Annotated in this window: 12 protein-coding genes and 2 pseudogenes; 5 read left to right on the top strand and 9 right to left on the bottom strand. The window is 71.4% G+C overall.

What is annotated here, in order from left to right:
- Positions 1-24: 24 nt before the first annotated feature.
- The 5 genes and pseudogenes from ftsW to AB0I28_RS25735 form a co-directional block, all read right to left on the bottom strand.
- A pseudogene (gene ftsW, locus AB0I28_RS25755) lies at positions 25-1,250 on the bottom strand (putative lipid II flippase FtsW).
- Entirely contained in the window at positions 1,247-2,596 is a 1,350-nt protein-coding gene (murD, locus tag AB0I28_RS25750; protein WP_357497424.1) for a UDP-N-acetylmuramoyl-L-alanine--D-glutamate ligase, read from the bottom strand. Before murD ends, ftsW begins: the two are co-directional and overlap by 4 nt.
- The gene (gene mraY / locus AB0I28_RS25745) at positions 2,593-3,693 is read right to left on the bottom strand and encodes a phospho-N-acetylmuramoyl-pentapeptide-transferase (protein ID WP_357497422.1); all 1,101 of its coding nucleotides are present in this window, start codon (positions 3,691-3,693) and stop codon (positions 2,593-2,595) included. The genes murD and mraY overlap by 4 nt, the downstream gene beginning before the upstream one ends.
- The gene (gene murF, locus AB0I28_RS25740; protein WP_357497420.1) at positions 3,690-5,093 is read right to left on the bottom strand and encodes a UDP-N-acetylmuramoyl-tripeptide--D-alanyl-D-alanine ligase; all 1,404 of its coding nucleotides are present in this window, start codon (positions 5,091-5,093) and stop codon (positions 3,690-3,692) included. The genes mraY and murF overlap by 4 nt, the downstream gene beginning before the upstream one ends.
- Positions 5,090-6,577, bottom strand: a complete 1,488-nt coding sequence (locus AB0I28_RS25735; protein WP_357497772.1) for a UDP-N-acetylmuramoyl-L-alanyl-D-glutamate--2,6-diaminopimelate ligase — start codon at positions 6,575-6,577, stop codon at positions 5,090-5,092. Before AB0I28_RS25735 ends, murF begins: the two co-directional genes overlap by 4 nt.
- A 160-nt stretch (positions 6,578-6,737) precedes the next feature.
- Between AB0I28_RS25735 and AB0I28_RS25730 the strand changes: the two genes are divergently transcribed.
- The gene (locus tag AB0I28_RS25730; RefSeq protein ID WP_357497418.1) at positions 6,738-6,938 is read left to right on the top strand and encodes an antitoxin; all 201 of its coding nucleotides are present in this window, start codon (positions 6,738-6,740) and stop codon (positions 6,936-6,938) included.
- A gap of 62 nt (positions 6,939-7,000) precedes the next feature.
- Here the strand turns inward: AB0I28_RS25730 and AB0I28_RS25725 are convergent, their stop codons facing one another.
- From AB0I28_RS25725 to mraZ, 4 genes and pseudogenes are all read right to left on the bottom strand, one after another.
- Positions 7,001-9,112 (bottom strand): penicillin-binding protein 2, encoded by a 2,112-nt coding sequence (locus tag AB0I28_RS25725; RefSeq protein ID WP_357497416.1) that lies wholly within the window; start codon positions 9,110-9,112, stop codon positions 7,001-7,003.
- Positions 9,113-9,115: 3 nt separating this feature from the next.
- Positions 9,116-9,694 carry a hypothetical protein gene (locus AB0I28_RS25720; RefSeq protein ID WP_357497794.1) on the bottom strand — a complete coding sequence of 193 codons (579 nt, stop codon included), beginning with the start codon at positions 9,692-9,694 and terminating at the stop codon, positions 9,116-9,118.
- Positions 9,695-9,728: 34 nt separating this feature from the next.
- A pseudogene (rsmH, locus tag AB0I28_RS25715) lies at positions 9,729-10,692 on the bottom strand (16S rRNA (cytosine(1402)-N(4))-methyltransferase RsmH); the annotation flags it as partial.
- 374 nt (positions 10,693-11,066) lie between these two features.
- Positions 11,067-11,498: a division/cell wall cluster transcriptional repressor MraZ gene (gene mraZ, locus AB0I28_RS25710; protein WP_357497414.1), complete on the bottom strand. Its 432-nt coding sequence runs from the start codon at positions 11,496-11,498 to the stop codon at positions 11,067-11,069.
- 654 nt (positions 11,499-12,152) lie between these two features.
- Between mraZ and AB0I28_RS25705 the strand changes: the two genes are divergently transcribed.
- The 4 genes from AB0I28_RS25705 to AB0I28_RS25690 are packed head-to-tail and all read left to right on the top strand — an operon-like array spanning position 12,153 to position 15,706.
- Positions 12,153-13,385 carry a MurT ligase domain-containing protein gene (locus tag AB0I28_RS25705; protein WP_357497412.1) on the top strand — a complete coding sequence of 411 codons (1,233 nt, stop codon included), beginning with the start codon at positions 12,153-12,155 and terminating at the stop codon, positions 13,383-13,385.
- On the top strand, positions 13,375-14,136 hold the full coding sequence (locus AB0I28_RS25700; protein ID WP_357497410.1) for a glutamine amidotransferase: 762 nt from the start codon (positions 13,375-13,377) through the stop codon (positions 14,134-14,136). The genes AB0I28_RS25705 and AB0I28_RS25700 overlap by 11 nt, the downstream gene beginning before the upstream one ends.
- A gap of 41 nt (positions 14,137-14,177) precedes the next feature.
- Positions 14,178-14,957 (top strand): cytochrome P450, encoded by a 780-nt coding sequence (locus AB0I28_RS25695; protein WP_357497409.1) that lies wholly within the window; start codon positions 14,178-14,180, stop codon positions 14,955-14,957.
- Positions 14,954-15,706 carry an isocitrate lyase/phosphoenolpyruvate mutase family protein gene (locus AB0I28_RS25690; protein ID WP_357497407.1) on the top strand — a complete coding sequence of 251 codons (753 nt, stop codon included), beginning with the start codon at positions 14,954-14,956 and terminating at the stop codon, positions 15,704-15,706. Before AB0I28_RS25695 ends, AB0I28_RS25690 begins: the two co-directional genes overlap by 4 nt.
- Positions 15,707-15,734 lie beyond the last annotated feature (28 nt).

The following is a 15,734-nucleotide window of genomic DNA, read 5'->3' as shown; positions in this document are numbered from 1 at the left end:
CGGGTGGGCTTCCGGTCACCCCGGTCACCGCCTCGCTGCAGCGGGGGCAGGGGTGCCCAGAGTACGCGTACCCACTTACCCGGATTGCGGGCGCGCAACGCGCTCGCGGCCTCGGGTTCGGCTCTCGCGAAGGACGCCAGCATGCCCAGCAGGACCAGCGTGACGACCAGCGCGCTGCCGCCGTCGGAGATCAACGGCAGCGGGACGCCTGTGATGGGCATGAGCCCGACCACGCCCCCGATGTTGATCACGGCCTGCCCGGCGAGCCAGAAGGTCGCCCCCGCGGCGACCAGGCGGCGGAAGGGGTCGTTGACACGGCGGGCGATGCGCAGCCCGGCGTAGGTGAGGACGGCGAACAGGGCCAGGATCACCGCGCAGCCGACGAGTCCGAGCTCCTCGGCGATCAGCGCGAAGATGAAGTCGTTGTGACCGTTGGGCAGCCACTCCCACTTCTGCTTGCTCTCGCCGAGGCCGACGCCGAACCAGCCGCCGTCGGCGATGGCGTAGTAGCCCTGGATGGCCTGGTAGCCCCAGTCGTCGGCGTAGTCCTCGGGGTTCTGGAAGGACACGAAGCGTTCCATCCGGTGGCTGGCCAGCACGACCAGGACCATGGCGCCGACGAAGCCGGCGCTGAGCATTCCGCCGAGCAACCGCAGGCGCACCCCGGCGGTCCACAGCAGGCCCATGAACATGCACAGCATGATCAGCATCGTGCCGAGGTCGCGGAAGCCGACCAGGACGAGGATGATCGCCGTCGTCGGGAACAGCGGGACGGCCAGCTCGCGCCACAGCGCGATCTTGGGGCCCTTGCGGACGAGCAGGTCGGCGCCCCACAGCAGCAGCGCGAACTTCGCCATCTCCGAGGGCTGGACCTGCACCGGCCCGAAGATGATCCACAGCTCCTCGGTGCGAAACGGGCCGGCGCTGACGTAGGGGAACACGACCAGGACGGCGAGCAGGATCGCCGAGGCGACCAGCAGGGGCCGCCCGATCCCGCGGTAGGTGCGCACCGGGAGACGCTGGGCGAACCAGAAGCCGAACAGGCCGACCACGGCCCAGGTCGCCTGCTTGGCGATGGCCGCGAAGGAGCTGCCGACCTCGGCGTAGGCCTCGACCATGGTCGCGGAGAACACCATGACCAGGCCGATGATCACGAGCAGGCCGGCCGAGGACAGCAGGAGGTAGTACGAGGCGAGGGGGCGGTCGAGCAGGCCGCGCAGGGCGGCGAGGGGCTGCGACCGTTCGCTCATCGGGTCAGACCCTCCACCGCCTCGGCGAAGGCGATGCCCCGGTGCGGATAGCCCCGGTACATGTCCTTCGAGGCCCCGACCGGCGCGAGGAGCACCGTGTCGCCGTCGTGGGCCATGCGGGCGGCGGCCGTGACGGCCTCGGTCATCGCCGGCTCCGGCGCGGTGTCGGCGATGTCGACGACCGGCACCCGCGGAGCGTGCCGCCGTACGGCGGCGGCGAGTTCGGCGCGGTCGACGCCGAGAAGCACGACCCCTTGGAGGCGGTGGGCGTGCTCGGCGACGAGTTCGTTGACGTCGACGCCCTTGAGCTGGCCGCCGGCGATCCACACGATCCGCTCGTAGGCGGCCAGCGACACGTTCGCCGCGTGCGGGCTGGTGGCCTTGCTGTCGTCGACGTACTCGACCCCGCCGACGGTGGCTATGTGCGCGATCCGGTGCGGTTCGGGACGGTAGCCGCGCAGGCCCTCGGCGATCGCGGCGGGCTTGACGCCGTGCAGCCGCGCGAGGGTCGCCGCCGCGAGGGCGTTGGCGATGTTGTGCCGCCCCGGCAGGAGGATGTCGGAGGTCCGGCACAGCTCGACGGGTTCGGGTCCGGTGTGGTCGACGAGCGTGTCGTCGATGACGCCGAAGGACCCGGCCGGCGGGTGGGACAGGGTGAAACCGACGTGCAGGCCCTTCGCCTCGGCGAGGGCCGCGGCGGTCAGCTCGTCGTCGAGGTTGCCGATGCACACCCCGGCGCGCCAGATGTTGGTCTTGGCCGAGGCGTAGGCGTCGAAGTCGCCGTGCCACTCCAGGTGGTCCTCGGCGAGGTTGAGGATCGCGCCCGCCTCAGGCGCCAGGTCGCGCGACCAGTGGAGCTGGAAACTGGACAGCTCAACGGCCAGGACGTCGTAGCCGGCGTCGACGGCGGACACCAGCGGGACGCCGAAGTTGCCGAGGGCCGCGCTGCGCAGCCCGGCAGCCGACAGGATCGAGGCGAGCATGGTGACGGTCGTGGTCTTGCCGTTCGTCCCGGTCAGCGCCAGCCACGGGGCACCGCCCTCGGGGCGGATGCGCCAGGCGAGCTCCGGTTCGCAGTAGACGTCGAGCCCTCGGTCGACCGCGGCCGTCGCCAGCGGATGGTGCGGGGCGAAGCCCGGCGACAGCACGACGTCGGTGACCTCGTCGAGGACCGCCAGCGGCGGCTCCTCACCGTGCACGACGCGGGCGCCCGCCTCATGCAGCGCTTCGAGGGCGGGTCCGTCGACGCGGTCGTAGACGGTCACCTCGGCTCCCCGTTCGAGGAGCACCCGCGCACTGGCCGTCCCGGCGATGCCGGTCCCGGCGACGAGAGCCTTCACGCTCATCCCACCACCCTGAGGAAGTCCGCGTAGAACAGGCCGAGGCCGATGGCCACACCGATCCCGGCGATGATCCAGAAGCGGATCACGATGTTGACCTCGCTCCACCCGGCGAGTTCGAAGTGGTGCTGGAGCGGCGCCATCCGGAACACGCGCCGCCCGGTGGTCTTGAAGGAGATGATCTGGATGATCACCGACATCGTGATGATCACGAAGAGCAGGCCGACGATCGGCAGCAGCAGGATCGTCTTCGTGGTCAGCGCGAGTCCGCCGATGAGTCCGCCGAGGCCCAGCGCGCCGGTGTCGCCCATGAAGATGCGCGCGGGCGAGGCGTTCCACCACAGGAAGCCGAAGCACGCCCCGGCGGCGGCCCCGGCGATCAGGGCGATCTCCAGCGGGTCGCGGACCTCGTAGCAGTAGAGGTTCGTGGCCGGCTCGCCGCACCAGTGGCGGTACTGCCAGAACGCGATGACCGCGTAGGCGGTGAGCACCATGATCGAGGCGCCGGTGGCCAGCCCGTCGAGGCCGTCGGTGAGGTTCACGCCGTTGGAGGTGGCGATGATGACGAAGACGAACAGCACGACCGCGCCGATCTTCGTCAGGTCCAGGTAGGGCATGTCCCGCACGAAGGACATGAACTGGCTGCCGACGGTCGTCTGCGGCTCGTAGTCGCTCGGGAAGTACAGCGCCAGGTAGCCGAAGAAGGCGCCCACGATGAGCTGCCCGAGGACCTTCCCGCGCTTGTTGAGGCCGCCGCTGTTGCGCCGGCGGACCTTGAGGTAGTCGTCGAGGAATCCGACCAGGCCCATGAAGAACAGCAGCCCGAGCAGCACCACACCGGTGAGGGTGTAACCGCGCGGGCGGCCCGGGACCTCCGGGATCGTCAGCAGCACCAGGTGCCCGACGACGTAGGCGATGATCGTGGCGAGGATGAAGACGACGCCGCCCATGGTGGGCGTGCCCTTCTTCGCCAGGTGCGCGGCGGGACCGTCGGTGCGGATCGGCTGACCGGCCTTGAGGCGGGTGAAGCCCTTGATCGCCAGCGGGGTACCGAACAGCGATATCCCGAACGCCACGAACGCGGCGACGATTACCGACCTCACGCGACCTCCGCCTTGGACTGGTCGTCCGCCTTGGCGCCGCGGAGTTCGTCCGCGACGATCCACGTACGGTATCGGGAACCCTTGACCAACACGACGTCGCCCGGCCGCAGCTCGCCGGACAGCTTCGCGATCGCCGCCTCCTGGTCGGGCACGTTCACCGCCTCCACACCGCGCGCAGCCGCCGCGTCACTGATCGGCGCGGCGATGTCCTGTACCGAGATCAACAGGGACACGCCCGCGTCGGCCGCCTGGTTGCCCACTGCGGTGTGACACTCGAGTTCGCCCTCGGCGAGTTCGGCCATGTAGCCCAGCACCGCGATCCGGCGCCGGCCCTCGCCGATCGCGGCCAGCGCGCGGATCGCGGCGGCCATCGAATCGGGGTTGGCGTTGTAGCTGTCGTCGATGACGGTGACGCCGTCGACGCGGTCGAAGACGTCCATCCGGCGCTCCGAGGCGACGCGCAGCTCGCCGAGCGCCACGGGCAGGTCCGCGAAGGGCATGCCGAGTTCGAGGGCGACCGCGGCCGCCGAGAGGGCGTTGCCGACCATGTGCGCGCCGCTGAGGCCCAGCCGCACCGCGGCGGTGCCCTCGGTGCCGGTCAGCTCGAAGCTCGCGCGACCGGCCCCGTCGAGGACCACGCCGACGGCGCGCAGCCCGGCGCCCTCCGACATGCCGACGGTGCGGACGCGGGCCTTGGTGCGCGGCGCCATGGCCGACACGAAGGGGTCGTCGGCGTTGAGGACGGCCAGGCCCTCGGCGGGCAGGGCCTCGATGAGCTCGCCCTTGGCCACGGCGATGTTGTCCAGCGAGCCGAAGGTGCCCATGTGGGCGATGCCGACGTTGAGGACGACGGCGACGTCGGGGGGCGCGATGCGCGAGAGGTAGGCGATGTCGCCGATCGCGCGGGCGCTGGACTCCACCACCAGGTAGCGGGTCGTCTCGTCGGCGCGCAGGACCGTGTAGGGATAGCCGAGCTCGTTGTTGAGATTGCCCTGGTTGGCGACCGTCGGTCCGAGCCGCGCGCACATCTGGGCGACGAGGTCCTTGGTGGACGTCTTGCCCTGCGAGCCGGTGATCGCCACGATCGTGAGCCCGTCGAGGCGGTCGACGACGGCGCGGGCGAGTTTCCCGAGCGCGACGACCGGGTCGTCGACCAGGATCATCGGCACGCCTTCGACACGGCGCGTCCCGAGGACCGCCAGGGCACCGTCGGCGATGGCGCCCTGGGCGAAGTCGTGGCCGTCGGAGCGCTCGCCGGTGATGGCGACGAACAGGCCGCCCTCGGCGACCTTGCGGGAGTCGTGCTCGACCGGTCCGGTGATCGTCGCCGACGGGTCGGCCGCTCCGTGGAGCTCACCGCCCACGGCGGTCGCGATCTCGGTCAGTGTCAGCGCGATCATGCCCCGGCCCTCCCGCCGTTTCGTGCCAGGACGCCGTCGAGCGCCTCGCCGAGGACCACGCGGTCGTCGAAGGGGACGACCTCCTCGGCGAGTTCCTGGCCTTGTTCGTGTCCCTTGCCCAGCACGGCGACGGTGTCCCCGTCGCGAGCCTGTGCGACGGCCGAGGCGATGGCCTCGGCGCGGTCGGCGATCTCCAGGTGCCCGCCGTCGCCGATCCCCTCGATGACCCCGCCGCGGATGGCCGCGGGGTCCTCGGTGCGGGGGTTGTCGTCGGTGACGATGACGAGGTCGGCACCGTGCGCGGCGGCCTTGCCCATGAGGACGCGCTTGCCCTGGTCGCGGTCGCCGCCGGCGCCGATGACGGCGATGACGCGGCCGGGTGTGATGGCGCGCAGCGCCTCCAGAACGGCGTGGATCGCGTCGGGCTTGTGCGCGTAGTCGACGACGCCGAGTACCGGTCCCTCACCGACGCGCTCCATGCGGCCGGGGATGCCGCGGCAGGTGGCGACGCCGTCGACGGCGACCGCCGGGTCCACCCCCGCCTCGGCGAGCATCGCGACGGCGAGCAGCGCGTTGGAGACGTTGTGGCGGCCGGGAAGCCGCACGGAGCCGGCCTTCTCGAAGCCGCCGGGGCCGCGGACGGTGAAGCGCTGGTCGAAGCCCTCGCCGGTGATGTCGGCGGCGGCCCAGTCGGCGGAGGAGGCGTCGGCCGGCTGCACGGTGTAGGTGGCGGTCGTGGGTTTGATGAGGCGGCGCGCGGACTGGTCGTCGAGGTTGACGACCTCGCTGCGGCAGCGCCCGTCGAAGAGCTTCGCCTTGGCCGCGAAGTAGTCCTCCATGTCGGCGTGGAAGTCGAGGTGATCGACGCCGAACATGGTGAAGCCGCCGACGGCGAAGGTGGTGCCGTCGGCCCGGCCCTGCGCGAGGGCGTGGCTGGAGACCTCCATGACCACGTCGGTGACGCCCTGTTCGAGGGCGTAGGCGAACAGGGCCTGGAGGTCGGGCGCCTCGGGTGTCGTGCGGACGCTGGTGAGGGTCTCGTCGCCGATCACGGTGGCGACGGTCCCGATGATGCCGACGTCGCGGCCGGCCGCGCGAAGGCCCGCCTCGATCAGGTACGCCGTCGAGGTCTTGCCGTTGGTGCCGGTGATGCCCAGGACCCGCAGGCGCGAGGTCGGGTCTCCGTAGACGCGGGCGGCCACTCCACCGAGGACCGCGCGGGGGTCCTCGATCATCAGTGCCGGAAGTCCGTGCTCGGCGGCGACCGCGGCGCCGCGCGCGTCGGTCAGGACGGCCACCGCGCCCGACGCGGCAGCGTCGGCGATGAACTCCGCCCCGTGCCGCCGCGCGCCCGGCAGGGCCGCGTACAGGTCACCCGGCCGCACCTCCTGGGAGGCGAGGGTCACGCCGGTCACCTCGACCGCTTCCGCCGGGCACGGAACGGACAGGAAGGAGGCCAGGTCGCGTAGCGGACAAGGCCGCACGGAACGGGGACGAGGGTAGCCAGACACGTCGAGACCCTACCCCGCAGAACGCGCCGAACCCGCGCCACCCCGCCAAGGCCGTCTGAGATTCCGCGAATGCCTGCGACCCGGTGACGGCCCTGCTGGAATGGGATCGAGACGATCTTCAGGAGGGGTCACCATGGGCTTCGGCGACAAGATCAAGGAAGGCTTCGACAAGGTCAAGGAGACCGTGTCGCGCCACGACGACAAGGTCGACCAGGGGATCGAGAAGGCCTCGGACTTCGTCAACGAGAAGACGAAGAACAAGCACGCCGGCCACGTCGACAAGGCCAAGGACAAGCTCCAGGGCATGACCGGCTCCGGCGACACCCAGCCCTGACACATCTGCGTTCGCGAGCCCCGCCACTGCCCGTGGCGGGGCCGCCGCGTTTCGCGGGCCCGTCAGCCGTAGATGACGAACTCCGGTTCCGGCTCGGTCGACGGCGGAACCCGGAAGTGCCCCAGCGTGAAGGCCATGATGTCGCGGAAGGCCGGACCGGCGACCGCGCCACCGCCGCCGCCGGGGGTGTAGATGAAGACCGCGACGGTGAAGCGGGGCGCGTCGGCGGGCGCGAAGCCCACGAAGCCCGCGACCTCTCCGGTGGCGTAGCCGCCGTCCTTGGCGAGCTGACCGGTGCCGGTCTTGCCGCCGATGAGGTACCCCTCAAGCCGCGCGGTGTGGCCGGTCCCGTCCGGGACCGCGATGGGCGCCTGGAGCAGGTGCCGCATCTCGTCGGAGGTCTCCTTCGAGACGATCTGCCGCGTGACCGGTGCCTGGGCAGGGGTGACGGTGCCGTCCGGCGCGATGGTCGACTTCACCAGCGACGGCTGGATCCAGGTGCCGCCGTTGGCGAGGGCGTTGTAGGCCGCGGCCATCTGCAGCGGGGTCACCGCGACGCCGAGTCCGATGGGGATGGAACCGAAGTCCGAGCCCTGCCAGGTGTCGGAGGGCCGCACGATCCCCTCGGCCTCACCGGCGACGCCGACACCGGTGGTCGCGCCCAGCCCGAACCGCTGCTGGTACTCGTAGACCTTCTCCGCGCCGAGCATGTCGGCCAGTTCGATCGTGCCGACGTTGGAGGAGTAGGCGAGGATTCCGCCGAGCGTCATCGGGCGCTCGGTGTGGTAGTGGGTGTCCTTGTAGAGGTTGTCGGCGACCTGGAGCGTCGGCGGGACCACGATCGTCTCGTCGGGCTTGATCAGGCCCTCCTCCAGGGCGGCGCTGACGATGATCGCCTTGTGCACCGACCCGGGCTCGACGACCGCGCTGGCCGCCCAGTCCTGCATCAGCTTCGCGTCGTACTTGAAGGGGTCGGCGGCGTCGTACGAGGGCGTGCTGGCCAGGCCGACGACCTCGCCGGTCTTGACGTCCATGATCACCGCGGCGCCGAAGGAGCCGTTGGCCGTCTTCATCTGATCGGTGAGGATCTGCTGTGCGCGGAACTGGAGGTCCTGGTCGATGGTCAGCTGCAGCGAGGATCCGGGACGGGCGGGGTCCTCGCGGTTGAAGCCGCCGGGGATCTCCTGCGGGTCTTCACCCGGTGTCACCTCGTAGGTGCGTTTCCCGTCGACGCCGCGCAGCAGATCGTCGTACTGGGCCTCCAGTCCGGCCAGGCCCTTGGCCTCGTCGCCGGTGAAGCCGAGGATGTTGGCGGCGAGGTCGTGGCCGGGCACCACGCGCCGTTCGTCGTGGCGGACGCGCACGGCCGGGTTCTCCAGCGCGGTGACCCGGTCGCCGACCTCGATGTCGACACCCCGCGCGAGGTACACGAAGCGGATGGCGTCGCCGCCCTCGGTCTTCTGCCGCTGGAGCTTGGGAAGCAGTTCGGAGGCGGGGATGCCGAGCAGGGGCGAGAGCTGGTCGGCGACGGCCTGGGGGTCGCTGATCATCTCCGGGTCGGCGTAGACGTAGCGGGCGTCGGCGCTGAAGGCGAGGGGGTTGCCGTCGCGGTCGAGGATCGAGCCGCGCTCGGCGGGCAGGATCTCCTCGTACAGGCGCTGGTCGAGGGCCGCGGCTGCGTAGGCGGCGGCGTCGGTGACCTGGAGTTCGACGAGCCGGCCGCCGATGACCGCGAAGACCAGCAGGACCAGGACGGTGCCGATCCGCAGGCGCTTGTTCGGGCTGGCCAGGCGCGGGAGCCGGCGCTTGGTCATGCGCCGCTTGGCGGCGGGCTGGTTTCGGTTGCGGCGGGCGGGATTGCGCGGCGGCTGCCGCTGGGTCGGCGTGCCCCTGCCGCGCACGGGAGTCTTGCGGGCCGGGGCGGCCGGCTTGCCGCCGCGGGTGCTCTTGGCGCCGCCGCCGTCGAGGAGTTGCAGCGCGGGCCGAAACGGGTCCCGGTCGACGCGGCGGACCGTGGTGCGCCTGCGGTAGGGCGGCGGATCCACGCGGGGTTCGGCGTCGTCGCGGGCACGACGACGAGCCGCGTCGCCCGCGCTTCGACGGTTCTTGTCGAGCGGGACGACGCGGCGGTCGCCGTTCTTTCCGCGGCGGGGTTTGCCGTCGTCTTGTGCCACCTGCTAGTTCCCACCCGGTTTCGGCATCGTCAGTTCACGGCCGTCGGGCAGCCGGATGTAGGTGACCTCGGCGGCGGGGACCAGTCCGAGCCGCTTCGCGGCGGCGGCCAGGTTCCCCGGGGAGGACAGTTCGGCCAGTTCGTCCTTGAGCTGCTGCTCGTGGGCGTCGAGCGCGGCGCCCTCGCCTCGCAGCTCGTGCAGCGCGAAGGCGTCCTCGCTGATCGCGGTGTTGAGCAGCAGCAGGCCGACGATCCCGGCGGCGACCAGTCCGATCAGGAACACCACGAACGGGGTCCGCGGCGTGGTGACCGGCGCCGGCGGCGCGACCGTGTCAGGGCGCCGGACCGGCCGGCGCTTGGCGGGGGCCTTCGGCTCCACCGCCGGAGGCGCGACGACCGGCTCGGCGATGGGCTCGATGATCTGCGGCTGGAGGGCGAGGGGGCCGTCGGTGACGGGCGCGGCGGAGTCGCCGGCCAGCGCACGGCGGCGCGAGTCGGCCGCTCTGGCGCGCCGGCGGGCCGCCTTGACGATCTCCTCGCGGTCGGCGCGACCCAGGTTCGTACCTTTCTTGTTCACGCTCATGACTGGTCCTCCCCCAAGTTCGCGTGCCTGTGGTGGTCGGCTCGTACACGTTCGGCGGCGCGCATGCGCGCCGAGGCCGCTCGCGGGTTGGCCGCCGTCTCCTCGTCGCCGGGTAGTTCGGCGCCGCGGGTGAGCAGCCGGAAGGTCGGTTCGGTGCCGGGCAGTTCGAACGGCAGCCCGGCGGGCGAACTCGACTTCGTCAGCGGGGCCAGGGCCCGTTTGACCATGCGGTCTTCGAGGGAGTGGTACGACAGCACCACGATCCGCCCGCCTACCGCCAGCACTCCCAGCGACGCCGGGAGAGCCCTCGCCAGGACCTCCAGTTCGGCGTTCACCTCGATCCGCAGCGCCTGGAAGGCGCGCTTGGCGGGGTGACCGCCGGTCCGGCGGGCCGCGGCGGGGATGGATTCCCGGATCAGGTCGGCGAGAAACCTCGACGAGGTGATGCGCTCTTTCGCGCGGGCGTTGACGATGGCCTTGGCGACCCTCGGCGCGAACTTCTCCTCCCCGTACTCGCGCAGGATCCGGGCCAGGTCGCGTGCCTCGTAGGTGTTGACGACCTCTTCGGCGGTGATCCCGGTCGTCGGGTCCATCCGCATGTCCAGGGGCGCGTCCTGCGCGTAGGCGAAGCCGCGGTCGGCCTCGTCCAGCTGCATGGAGGAGACCCCGAGGTCGAAGAGGATCCCGTCGACGGTCTCGACGCCCAGATCCTCGAGGACGTGCGGCATCCGGTCGTAGACGGAGTGCACGGCCCGGAAGCGCTCCCCGAAACCGGCGAGCCGCTCCGAGGCGAGCTTGAGCGCGTTGGGATCGCGGTCGAGGCCGATCACCGTCAGTTCGGGAAAGCGGGTCAGCAGGGCCTCGCTGTGGCCGCCCAGCCCGAGGGTGGCGTCCACGCAGACCTTCGGCCCGCCCTCGAGGGCGGGGCTCAGCAGCCCGAGGACAGGCTCGAGCATCACCGGCACGTGCACGGCGCGCTCCACCATGTCGACCCCCATCATCGCCGCTTCCTTGGCATCCCCGGGCGGTACATACGGCACGCGGGCCTCATCGCCCGCATCGCGGTGTGCCGTACGTGGCCGGAGGCGGCGGGTCCGTTGCCCCGCCGCTTCGCGTCATACCGCCTGGTACAGGCCGGTCCCTGGCACCGGGGAAGAAGTGCCAGGTATCGGCCTGGACCAGGCGGTACGCCGGCCCCGACGATCCCCTATGTCGCTGAGACCACTCACCGGGCCGCTTCCGCGTCCCGGTCAGCCGTGCCGCTCAATTCGTCGCCGAGACCGATCGGCGACCCGCCGGACTTCCGGCCCTGTCCGTGACCGTCGTCCACCGCGTCGCGCTGGTCCTCGCCGTATCGCTTCTGGAGAACCGACTAGAGGGCCGAGGGCAGAACCCCCTCCTCGATGTCGGCGAACGCCTCCTCGTTTTCGGCCAGGTAGGCCTCCCACGCCTGGGAGTCCCACACCTCAACTCGCGTACTCGCACCGATCACGACAAGGTCGCGGTTCAGTCCGGCGTACTCCCGAAGCCTCTGCGGGATGGTGACGCGACCCTGTTTGTCCGGGATCTCGTCGTGCGCGCTCGCGAAGAACACGCGGTTGTACGCCCTGACTGCCTTGCTCGTCAACGGTGCTTGCTGCAACTCCTCCGCGAGTCGCGTGAACTCGGTGCCCGGGAAAACGTAGAGACAGCGTTCCTGTCCTTTCGTCATCACCAGACCACCGGCCAGCTCCTCGCGGAATTTCGCCGGGAGAATCAGCCGGCCTTTCTCGTCGAGGCGCGGGGTGTGGGTCCCGAGGAACATCGGTGACCCCTTCCCCCGGTTGCGCATTGACGAGGAGGCCGGTGAGGCCTCCCGGCTCCACCAGTTCGCCCCACTGTACTCCACTTCCCTCCACTCACAAGGGCCAATTCGGCGAAATCTGCTGGGCGGTTCGGGTATCAGAGCAGGTCAGAGGGGTGGAGGGAAGTGGACTGTGATCAATAGCCCTGCTGCGGGTTGACAAGGCAGGGGTCGCCCGATCGAGTGAACGCCGCCGATGTCCGACAGCGGGAATCGCTTGCGACACAAGGGATCTGGCCCCAATGGAAGGCCGCATACGCTCGGGGAATGCCATTCGGCGGCGCTATCGGACGCCGACGGCCGCAGTGCGGGCGAGTGCGGGCGAACACCGAACGGAAGGGGGCGGGGAGGGATGTGGAGGGAAACGCGGGAGCGAAGTGGAGGGCCGGCGACGGGCTCCGTCTTCACCTCTTTACCCCCGGGATCGGCGCGCGTTCGGCGCGATCGCGGGACGACCCGGTGCACGCGGAGGGGTCGCACCGGCGGGCATGACGGGGGCGTGAAGCGGGGCCCTGCGGTGGGAAGCACCTCAAATCCCGCCATCGGAAGGCCGCCGGACGCCCGTGTGTCAGACTTCCCGTGGCATCACGACGCCTCTTCGAAGGACCGGTACCGATGACGAACCTGTCGCCCCGAGCACGACTGGCGACCGCCCTGCTGCGCACGGCCGCCACTCTCTCGCGTGTGAGCGGACGCGGCGACGGCTCCGTCATCGGCGGGCGCGTCGGCCTCAAGGTCGAGCCCCGCCTGCTGGCCCTCCTCTCGGAGAACCGGCAGGTCGCCCTGATCTCGGGCACCAACGGCAAGACCACGACGACGCGCTTCACCGCCGCCGCGCTCAGCGCGCTCGGCCCCGTCGCCACCAACAGCTTCGGCGCGAACATGCCCACCGGGCACACGACCGCGCTGGCGAAGGCGCCCGAGGCCAGCAACGCCATCCTCGAAGTCGACGAGCACTACCTCGCCCAGCTGCTCGTGGAGGCCAGGCCCCGCGTCGTGGCTCTCCTCAACCTCTCCCGCGACCAGCTCGACCGCGCGATGGAGGTCGGGATGCTCGCCGAGAAGTGGCGCACGGCCCTGACCGCGCACCCCGACATCCACGTCATCGCCAACGCCGACGACCCCATGGTCACCTGGGCCGCACAGGCCGTCCCCCGCGTCACCTGGGTCGCCGGCGGCCAGCGCTGGCAGGAGGACTCCTGGGCCTGCCCCGAATGCGGCAAGCGCCTCGACCGCTACGGCGAGTACTGGCGCTGCACCAACTGCGGCCTGACGCGCCCGTCGCCGCAGTGGTCGGTCGACGGCGACCAGGTCGTCGACCCCACCGGCCAGCGCGCGACGCTGAGCCTGCAGCTGCCGGGCCAGGTCAACCGCAACAACGCCGCCACCGCCCTGGCGATCGCCGCCGAGTTCGGCGTGCCGCTCACCGAGGCCGTGCCGCAGCTGTCGAAGGTCCGCTCCGTCGCCGGCCGTTACGCGGTGGTCCGCCGCGACGGCCGCCGCGCGCGCCTGCTGCTGGCGAAGAACCCGGCCGGCTGGCTGGAGGCCTTCGACATGCTCGACCCGGGCTGCCCGGTGACGCTGTGCCTCAACGCCCGCGAGGTGGACGGCTACGACACCTCCTGGATCTACGACGTGGACTTCTCCCCCGTCCTCGGGCGACAGGTCCTGGTCACCGGCGACCGCCGCTTCGACCTCGCCGTGCGGCTCCAGGTCAACGGGATCGACTTCACCGTCGTGGACAACTTCGCCGCCGCGCTTCGGACCGCACCGGAGGGCAACGTCGAGGTCATCGCCAACTACACCGCCTTCCAGGACATCCGATCGGAGTTCGACCGTGTCAACTAGGCCGTCGCTGAGCACCCTGCGCCTGGTCTGGCTGTACCCGGACCTGCTGTCGACCTACGGGGACCGCGGCAACCTCCAGGTCCTCGCCTACCGCGCGATCGGGCGCGGCATCGACGTCGACATCGTCGAGGTCACCAGCGACAAGCACATGCCGACCGAGGGCGACATCTACCTCATCGGCGGCGGCGAGGACGGTCCGCAGGCACTGGCCGCCGACCGGCTCCGCGCCGACGGGGGTCTCCCTCGCGCGGTGAACCGGGGCGCGGTGATCTTCTCGGTGTGCGCCGGCTACCAGATCATGGGCACGTCCTTCATGGCCAAGGGTGAGCAGCACGCCGGTCTCGGCCTGCTCGACATCCACTCCCAGCGCGGCGACAAGCGCGCCGTCGGGGAGCTCGCCGGGCAGATCGACCCGCGGCTGCACGTGCCGACGCTGACCGGTTTCGAGAACCACGGCGGCCGCACGTTCGTCGGACCGAACGCCGCGCCGCTGGCGACCGTCACGCACGGCATCGGCAACGACGGGGCCACCGAGGGCGCGTGGGCGGGCCGGATCATGGGCACCTACCTGCACGGCCCCGCACTGGCCCGCAACCCGCTGCTCGCCGACCTGCTGCTGAGCTGGGTGACCGGCACGCAGCTGGTGCCGCTGGACGACACCTGGCCCAATGCCCTGCGAAACGAACGGCTCTCGGCGATCAACCCGAAGCAGTTACCGCCCGACGCGAACAACGCGATGGAACTGATCTAGTTCGGCCGGCGCCGAAACGTCCGGCGCCTAGGGTTCGGTCCATGGAGAGCCTGACCGTCACCGATCCCGCACAGATCACCGCCGTCCTCGACGACGAGCGCTTCACCGTGGTCCCGCCCCGATCCGACGAGACCGGCGGGATGGCGTGGGTGCGCCGTACCGTCGGGCGCTTCACCGAAGGCGAGGCGCACCGCAGGCGGCGGGCGATGGCCGTCGCGGAGATCGGCGCACTCGACCCGGCGTCGCTGCGTGAGGAAGCGCGCAAGACCACCCGGACGCTCCTCGACGGTGGTGCGGGCCTCGACCGGCTCGCCGACGAGGTCCCCGTGCGTGTGCTGGCCACGGCGCTGGGCGTCACCGACGTCGACGCCTTCGCCGCCGCGGTCCCGGTCGTCGCGGCCGGATACCTCACCGGGAGCGCCCCTTCGGCCGAGGTCGACGCGGCCGTGGCGACACTGGTGTCGCTGCTCGGTCCCGGCGACGACGAGGAGGTCGCCGCGCGCGTGTCGCTGCCGCTACAGGCCCACGCCGCCACGGCGAAGATCATCCGTTCGGCGGTGTCCTCGCTCCCGGGAGCCCGGGACGCCGCCGACGCGCTCACGCGAGCCTTCCGGCACGACCCGCCGGTGCCCGCGCTGCGCCGCGTCACAAGGGAGGAGACGCCCTTCGGTGACCGGGTGCTGCCACCGGGCACACCTGTCGTCCTCGACGTCTCGGGCGGACCCGAGTTCGCGTTCGGCGCCGGCCGCAGGCCCTGCCCCGGCGAGGCGCAGGCCATGGCCATCGCCACCGGCGTCGTCGAGGAGGTGGCGGCCCGATGACCGCCTTCGCCGACCTGCACGTCCCCGGATCGCCGCTGCTGCTGCCGAACGCGTGGGACTACGCCAGCGCCGCGGTGCTCGCCGCGACCCACCCGGCGGTGGGCACCACCAGCCTCGGCGTCGCCGTCGCGGCCGGGAAGCCCGACGCCGCCGGCGTGACACGCGCCGAGAACATCGCGCTCGCCGGACTCATGGCCCGCCTGCCGGCGCACGTCACCGTCGACGTCGAGAACGGCTTTTCGGAAGACGTCGGCGAGGTCGCCGAACTGGTCGCCGAGCTCGCCGAGCTGGGCGTCGCCGGGGTCAACATCGAGGACGGCCGGGAGGACCGGCTCGTTCCGGCGGAGCACATGGCGGCGGTGGTCGCGGCGGTCAAGGCCGCCGCCCCGGAGGTCTTCGTCAACGCCCGGACCGACACGCACTGGCTGAAGCTCGCGCCGGTCGAGGAGACCCTGCGGCGGGTGCGCGCCTACGTCGACGCCGGTGCCGACGGGGTCTTCGTGCCCGCTCTCGACGACGAGCGCGAGATCGAGACGGTCGTGAAGGCGGCCGGCGTCCCGGTCAACCTCGTCTACGGCAGGCACACTCCCGCCAGGCTCGCCTCCCTGGGCGTGGCCCGGATCAGCACCGGTTCACTGCTGTTCCGGGCGACCCTGCACGCGCTCACCACGACGATGGCCGCCGTCGCCGACGGGACGGTTCAGCCGTCGGTGTTCCCGCCCTATGGCGAGGTCGCCGGCCTGGTGTGACGCGAAGGGGCCGCCCTAGCTCGTAGGG

It is taken from the genome of Phytomonospora sp. NPDC050363 (assembly GCF_040655735.1).
Classification (GTDB): domain Bacteria; phylum Actinomycetota; class Actinomycetes; order Mycobacteriales; family Micromonosporaceae; genus Phytomonospora.
This window is presented reverse-complemented; position numbering and strand designations above follow the sequence as displayed.

Bases quoted from the DNA above. Each gene is read 5' to 3' on its own strand.
- murF (WP_357497420.1), bottom strand. From the start codon at position 5,093: ATGATCGCGCTGACACTGACCGAGATCGCGACCGCCGTGGGCGGTGAG.
- murD (WP_357497424.1), bottom strand. From the start codon at position 2,596: ATGAGCGTGAAGGCTCTCGTCGCCGGGACCGGCATCGCCGGGACGGCC.
- AB0I28_RS25690 (WP_357497407.1), top strand. From the start codon at position 14,954: ATGACCGCCTTCGCCGACCTGCACGTCCCCGGATCGCCGCTGCTGCTG.
- AB0I28_RS25720 (WP_357497794.1), bottom strand. From the start codon at position 9,694: ATGAGCGTGAACAAGAAAGGTACGAACCTGGGTCGCGCCGACCGCGAG.
- mraZ (WP_357497414.1), bottom strand. From the start codon at position 11,498: ATGTTCCTCGGGACCCACACCCCGCGCCTCGACGAGAAAGGCCGGCTG.
- AB0I28_RS25730 (WP_357497418.1), top strand. From the start codon at position 6,738: ATGGGCTTCGGCGACAAGATCAAGGAAGGCTTCGACAAGGTCAAGGAG.
- AB0I28_RS25695 (WP_357497409.1), top strand. From the start codon at position 14,178: ATGGAGAGCCTGACCGTCACCGATCCCGCACAGATCACCGCCGTCCTC.
- AB0I28_RS25705 (WP_357497412.1), top strand. From the start codon at position 12,153: ATGACGAACCTGTCGCCCCGAGCACGACTGGCGACCGCCCTGCTGCGC.